This window comes from Streptomyces qaidamensis (assembly GCF_001611795.1).
GTDB lineage: Bacteria > Actinomycetota > Actinomycetes > Streptomycetales > Streptomycetaceae > Streptomyces > Streptomyces qaidamensis.
The window spans coordinates 951,248-957,702 of the sequence record NZ_CP015098.1; the positions used below are offsets into that span (position 1 = coordinate 951,248).

General features: G+C 68.9%; 7 protein-coding genes. All 7 read right to left on the reverse strand.

Annotated features, from left to right (window positions below):
- Window positions 1-83: 83 nt before the first annotated feature.
- The 7 genes from A4E84_RS04210 to A4E84_RS04235 all read right to left on the reverse strand — a co-directional run bounded on the left by A4E84_RS04210 (window position 84) and on the right by A4E84_RS04235 (window position 6,273).
- Window positions 84-1,040, reverse strand: a complete 957-nt coding sequence (locus A4E84_RS04210) for an ornithine carbamoyltransferase (RefSeq protein ID WP_062925239.1) — start codon at window positions 1,038-1,040, stop codon at window positions 84-86.
- Window positions 1,037-2,053, reverse strand: coding sequence for a pyridoxal-phosphate dependent enzyme (locus A4E84_RS04215; RefSeq protein WP_079128858.1), 1,017 nt, complete (start codon window positions 2,051-2,053; stop codon window positions 1,037-1,039). The genes A4E84_RS04210 and A4E84_RS04215 overlap by 4 nt, the downstream gene beginning before the upstream one ends.
- A gap of 64 nt (window positions 2,054-2,117) precedes the next feature.
- Window positions 2,118-2,450, reverse strand: coding sequence for a hypothetical protein (locus tag A4E84_RS04220; protein WP_062925241.1), 333 nt, complete (start codon window positions 2,448-2,450; stop codon window positions 2,118-2,120).
- A gap of 29 nt (window positions 2,451-2,479) precedes the next feature.
- Window positions 2,480-2,623: a hypothetical protein gene (locus tag A4E84_RS42825; protein WP_159029548.1), complete on the reverse strand. Its 144-nt coding sequence runs from the start codon at window positions 2,621-2,623 to the stop codon at window positions 2,480-2,482.
- 382 nt (window positions 2,624-3,005) lie between these two features.
- Window positions 3,006-3,782 carry an ABC transporter permease gene (locus A4E84_RS04225; protein ID WP_062925242.1) on the reverse strand — a complete coding sequence of 259 codons (777 nt, stop codon included), beginning with the start codon at window positions 3,780-3,782 and terminating at the stop codon, window positions 3,006-3,008.
- Entirely contained in the window at window positions 3,779-5,323 is a 1,545-nt protein-coding gene (locus tag A4E84_RS04230; RefSeq protein ID WP_062925243.1) for an ABC transporter permease subunit, read from the reverse strand. Before A4E84_RS04230 ends, A4E84_RS04225 begins: the two co-directional genes overlap by 4 nt.
- Complete coding sequence (locus A4E84_RS04235; protein ID WP_062925244.1) at window positions 5,320-6,273, reverse strand: ATP-binding cassette domain-containing protein; 954 nt, start codon at window positions 6,271-6,273, stop codon at window positions 5,320-5,322. Before A4E84_RS04235 ends, A4E84_RS04230 begins: the two co-directional genes overlap by 4 nt.
- Between the last annotated feature and the right edge of the window lie 182 nt (window positions 6,274-6,455).

A 6,455-nucleotide genomic window follows, 5' to 3' on the forward strand; every position in this document is an offset into this window, starting at 1 on the left:
ATCGCCTGAATCAATGCCGAATGGTCAAAGAGCCGCGGACGGCGAACGGCCCGCGCAGGAGGGCGGCCGTCCGCGGCGGTTCGTCAACTGCGCTTGGCCTGGGGCGCTTTGCCGCCCACGACCCATTCCAGTACGGCCATGGCGCTGGTCAGCTTCATCTCGGCCTGCTGCCAGGCGATCGAGCGCGGGCCGTCCAGGACCGCGCCGGAGACCTCCTCCCCGCGGTGCGCGGGCAGGTCGTGCATGAACGTCGCTTCCGGCCAGCGCGCGAGGAGCCGCTCGTCGATGTGGAACGGGCGGAACCGCTCCCGCCAGTCGGGGTCCGCCTTGACCGTGCCGGTCGTCTGCCAGCGCGTCGTGTAGACGACGTCCACGTCGCTCGGCAGGTCGTCCGTGTCGTGGACCTCGCGGACGCCGCTGCCCGCCTCGGCCGCCCGCTTCGCGGCCGCGTCCAGCACCTGCGGGTCCAGTCCGTAGCCGGCCGGGGTGGCGAAGGTGATGTGGCAGCGCGGGATGTGGGAGATGCCGTGGGCGAGGGCGGACGCCGTGTTGTTGCCCTCGCCAAGGTAGAGCACGGAGATGCCTTCGAGTGAACCGAACTGCAGGAGCATCGTGGCCAGGTCGCACACACCCTGGGTCGGGTGCTCCTCGGCCGCCATGGCGTTGATCACGGGCAGCCGTCCGGCGTCGGCCATCTCCCGCAGGTCCTCCAGCGGTCCGGACGTCCTCGCGACGAGCGCGTCCAGCATGGATCCGAGGATGCGTCCGGTGTCCCTGACCGATTCTCCGGTCGCCGTCTGGAGATCGTTGGGCCCGTACGTGATGGGAAACCCGCCGAGCCGCACGACGCCGCTCGTGAAGGCGGTCCTGGTCCGCGTCGACGTCTTGGCGAAGAGGACGCCGACCAGTTTGTCGCGCAGGGGCCTGTCGTGCGCCGTGCGGTCGAGGAAGAGCTCGCGGGACCTGGCGACCAGGCCCTGCAGTTCCTCCCGGGTCAGTTCGGACAGCGTCAGCAGCCCGCGTGCCTCGGTGGACATCATTCTCCGCTCTCGCCCAGGGCGCGGTAGACGACGGCGCCGCCCATCCCGGCTGTGGTAATCCCCTGGGCGGTCCGCCAGTCGGCGTGGTAGATGGTCGTCCGGTAGCGGTCCGCTCCGTCGGGGCAGAGGCACACGAGCTCGTCGATCTCCGGGTCCTGTCGGAACATTCGCAGTGCGGCAGCCACGGTCGCCCCGGAACTGCCCCCGACGCCGATGCCGGCCTCTTCGGACAGCCACAGGCAGGCCGACACCGCCTCGGCGGCATCGACGTACTGCACGGTCGCCGTCGCGGGGTCCAGGAAGCTCGACGGACAGCTCGCCCCGATCCCGGACAGCAGCCGCCGCCCGGATGTGCGGCCGAGCGCCGCGGATCCGTGCACGTCGACACCGACGAGGCGCCAGTCCGCGCCGGTCGCGTCGACGAACCGGGTCAGGCCGGCGAGCGTGCCGCCCGTGGAGACGGGGACCAGGACCGTCGCCGGACCCGGCACCTGTCGCATGAGTTCGGGTGCCGTGCTCTCGAAGTGGGCGTTCGGGTTCGCCTCGCTCCGGTACTGATTCGTCCAGACAAGGCCGGGACGGATATTCAGCTGTTCCTTGACGTATCGAATACGGTTGAGCAGAAATCCGCCGGCGGCATCCGGCTCCTCGATCACCTGCACCCTGGCTCCGAGCCCGCGCATCCGATCGATGAAGAATACGCTGGTGCGCGGGTCGACGACAGCGGTGAACGGGACACCACGAGCGGCGCATTCGGCCGACATGGCGACGCCAAGATTTCCCGATGTCGACTCGATGACGCCGATGTCTTTGTCGATGCGGTCGGCCACATGCTCGATCAAAGAGACGGCGATGCGGTCCTTCAGCGAACCAAAAGGATTCTTCGATTCGAGCTTGAGTCGCAGCCGCCGCGTCTTCCCGTTCACGTCCAGGGAAACATCCACCATCGGGGTGTTCCCGACCGGTGAGCACACAGGGTCCGCAGATTTCACAGCCCTTGTCATCAGCGACATCCGATATTCTTGAGTAGCGTGGCGGGTCGGCTCACGGCCCCATGAAGCACCGGATGAGGTTCCGTCAGGCGCCGACCGTCTCCACGAGCGCGAGTCGACCGACCCCCTTCAGAGTGGCCAGATCGATGTCGGCGATGCAGCGCACCGGGTCGCCGTTGAGTGTGAGGGTGCCCTCGACGTGCACGGTGCCGGTCCGGGCGTCGAAGTCGGCGCCGCTGAGGTCCGATGCCTCCCGGTCCAGACGTATACCCAGATCGGTGCCGCCTCTGGTCTCCGTGAACTTCACGAAGACGGTCCCGATGTCCGTCAGTCGGGTGTGCAGTTCCTCGAGCGTGGGCTCGGGTCCGCCGACCTCCACACTCTGTTCCGCGCTCAGGCGCTCGGTCAGTTCGTCCATGGTTCATCTCTCCGATCGAAACGGCCGGCTCAGGACGGCTCGGACTCCACGTAGGCGAATGCCAGGTCGTCCGGGATGCTGAATTTCAGAGTGGTCTCGCAGAATTCACGCCACTCCGGGGTGTCCTCGGTGAAGAGCCGCTTGTCCTTGTCGACACCGACAGGACTCAGCATGACCGTGAATTCATCGCAGAGGAACACCGTGGTGTCATCGGCGAGTTCACGCTCTTCGGGCTGTGCCCCGGCAGACCAGCCGGGGAATCCGCGCAATTCAGCCAGTGGGTACGATTTGCAGTACTTCCTCATCGGAACCTCCGGAAGCAGGCCGACAGCGGACGCGCCACATTCAGCACCCGAGGGACCGTCCCGGACGGTCTATCCGAATGCTGCACAACGCAATACGTTTTTGGGCGCCCTCAGCGTACGACAACCGTGCCTGCCCATCCATGAGTCCAAGCACAGAGAAATGGCGGTCCCGTGTCCAACTGGCGCCTTCGCGCAGTTGAACACAGGACCGCCTTACCCGCCCGGGGGATTAGCGGGTAGCCTGGTGCGCTTATACGTCTCGCAGGCGCAGCATCGCGCCGCCGACGGCCAGCGCGCCGGTGGCCCACAGGGCCACCACGCCGAGACCCTCCCAGGGGCCGATCGGGAGCCGGTCGATGCCGATCGTCGTCTGCACGGAGAGGCCGGCCGTCATGGGGGCGATCTGCTGGAGCAGCCGCTGCCAGTCCGGGTCCGTGATCACCTGGGTAAGGATCGGGAAGAAGAACAGCAGCCCCAGCACGATCCCGATCGCCGTCGCCGAACTCCGCACGATCAGCGCGATACCGAGACTGAGCAGCCCGATCAGGGCGAGGTACAGGACGGATCCCGCGGCGGCGCGCAGCGTCACCGAGTCGGCCAGTGACATCGCCTCGTAGCCGTGCGCCTCGGTGAAGCCACGCCCCGGCTGCACCATCCCGCCGATCAGCAGGGACCCGACGACGGCGACGGCACCCGCCGCCACGATCACCCCACTGAGCACGACCGCCTTCGAGAACAGGACGGTCAGCCGGCGCGGTACCGCGGCGACCGTGCTCTGCATCATGCCCGTGCTGTACTCGTTGCCGACCATCAGCACCGCGACGATCGCGACGACGACCTGACCGACCATGACACCGGTGAGGCTGAGCTTCGTGGCGTCCTCTCCGCAACCCAGGGCGTCACACCGGGAGGTCATGGCCACCGCCGCGCCGACCGCCAGGGTCAGCGCCACGGCACCGAACAGCAGCCACGCGTTGCTGGTGTCCGTCCGCAGCTTCGTCCACTCCGCGCGCCCTGCGTACCTCATGCGTCCCTCCGTCGGATCAGGACCAGGGCGCCGACGAAGGCGGCCGCGGCGTAGGCGCACAGGACGGCGAAGCCCGCCCACGGCGCCAGCGGGAAGTAGCCGTGCATCGGCGAGTAGACCGTGACGACCTGGTCGTAGTGGGTGACGGTCTGCTGGATGCCGAACCCGGCGGCCGGTGTGACCTTCAGGAGCCAATCCGAGGCCGAGGGCGGCAGGACGGACGCGGTGGCGAGCAGATAGGGCAGCACCATGCTGACGACCACCACCGTGATGGTCACGGCGCTGCGCCGCAGGATCACTCCGACCGCCAGGGCGAAGACACTGGCCGCAGCCAGCAGCAGGCCCGTGCCCACGATGACCCTCAGCTCGGTCGAGGACGGCACCGTCAGCACGGGAAAGCCGTTCGCCAGAGACCGTGACGCACCGAACGGCACCATGAACGCGGCGGCGATCGTACCGGCGAGGAAGGCGGCGCAGCCCACCACGAGTGCCTTCGACACCAGCACGCTTCCTCGGCTCGGGCTGGCCGCGAACGTGACGCCGATCAGCCCCCGGCGGTACTCGACGGTCATGTAGCCCGCGGCCACGACGACCATCATGATCAGTCCTGCGAATGCGCCGACGAGGAAGTTGGAGAGAATGCGCACGCCGCTCGCCGCCGGCCCGCCGACCACCGGCGCGATGTCGCCGGCCCCGGTGATGCGGTAACCCCCGTCGGACCGGACCGCTTCGCCCTTCGTCGTCTGGCTGTAGCTGCCGCTCGTACCCGCACCGTCGCTGACCTGCCGGTTCTGCCAGGCGTCACCGCTCCACCCGCCGCTCAGGGTGGGCGCGCCGAACGTGCCGGTCGCGACAGCGGGGTTGAACCCCGTTCCCGTACCGGTGTCCTCCGTGGCGGACGGTGAGGCCACGAACAGGCCGACCTGCGGCGACTCGGAGAGTCCGGAGAGGCGGGCCGAGCCCACCTCGGTCCACGCGTTGCCGTCCGTCGACTGATAGCCCGTCAGGGTCTCGCCGGAGCGCTCCAGTCGGAGCCACCGCGGTGCCTCGGCCGACACCGCACCGGGAAGTCCCGCCTTGTCGTGCGTGTAGTCGTACTGCATCCGCACTCCGTGGGCCCCGGTGACCATCATGGCCGCGTACGACGACCCCGGCTCGAGGGAGTCCTTCACGATGATGCCGGCCTTGGCCCAGGGCGCGAGACCGGGCTTGTTCTCCGTGGGAGACGCCGCGACCTGACCGGTCAGCGAGGAAACCGACACCGTAATGCTGCCGTCGCCCTTCAGCGGCTGGTGCACGAAGTAGAAGGCGTCGTTGACCGCATGGCCCGAGGGGCCGACCGGCAGCTCCGACGCGCCGCCGCCGTTGCTCTGGGCCGTCGCGAGCAGACCGACCAGGCAGGTGACGACCAGCGCACCGACCGTGCTGAGCACCCAGCCACGCACGGTCCGGAACTTGGTCCATTCCGCGCGCAGCACGCGCCCGAAGCCGCCGCGTGCCGGCCGGCTGGTGGCGGGCGGCGGCGAGAGGGTGGTGGTCATCGTCCGGCCTCCCCGGTGACGACCCCGCGGTACTGCACGGAGTCCCGGGTGAGCTCCATGTAGGCCTCCTCCAGGGACGCACGGTGCGAGGACACCTCGGAGAACGGCACCGCGTGCGAGCCGAGCACGGACACGACGTGCTCGGCCGACAGGTCGGTGACGCTGATCGTGTCGCTCCCGGTCGAGCTCACCGTCGCGCCGGCCCGCGCGAGCACGTCCATCGCCTGCTGACGGGCGGACGTGCGCAGGGTGACGCGCCCCTCGGACACCGACGCAAGCAGGTCCTGCACGCTCATGTCGGCGACGACCTTGCCGCGCCCGACGACGACCACGTGATCGGCCGAGTCCTGGAGCTCACTCATCAGGTGGCTGGACACCAGCACGGCACGGCCCTGTTCGGCGAGCGACGCCAGGAAGCCCCGCATCCACCTGAAGCCCTCGGGGTCCAGGCCGTTGAACGGCTCGTCCAGCATGAGCATCGGTGGGTCGCCGAGCAGCGCGGCCGCGATACCCAGCCGCTGCCGCATGCCCAGGGAGAAGCCACCGGCCTTGCGCCCTGCCACGTCCTGGAGGCCGACCCTGCGGATCACCTCGTCCACCGCGGCGGTGCCGAGCCCCTGCGAGTGCGCCAGCCACAGCAGGTGGTGGCGGGCCGTCCGGCTCGGCTGCACGGCGGCCGCGTCGAGCAGCGCGCCGACGTGCTTCAGCGGAGTACGCAGCGTGTGGTACGGGCGCCCGCCGACCAGCGCGCTCCCCTTGTCCGGCCTGTCCAGCCCGAGGATGACACGCATCGTCGTCGACTTACCGGCGCCGTTCGGACCGACGAAGCCGGTGATCTGCCCCGGCCTGACGGAGAACGACATGCCGTCCAGTGCCTGAGTGCTGCCGAAACGCTTGTAGACGTCCCTGACCTCGATCACGGCCTGTAACCCATCGATCGTCTTGTCCATGCAAGAAGGCTAGGGAACGAGGGGGTACGAGTCCTCACGGCAACGAGCGAAGTTCCGGCTGCACACGTGGGGGACGCAGCAGAGCGCCCCTCCCTCGTACGAGGGAGGGGCGCTCTCCTACCTGAGGATGAGGCCCGGGCTCTGTCGTGCGGAAGGGGCCGTCGAGATCCGCTCGCCGGGGC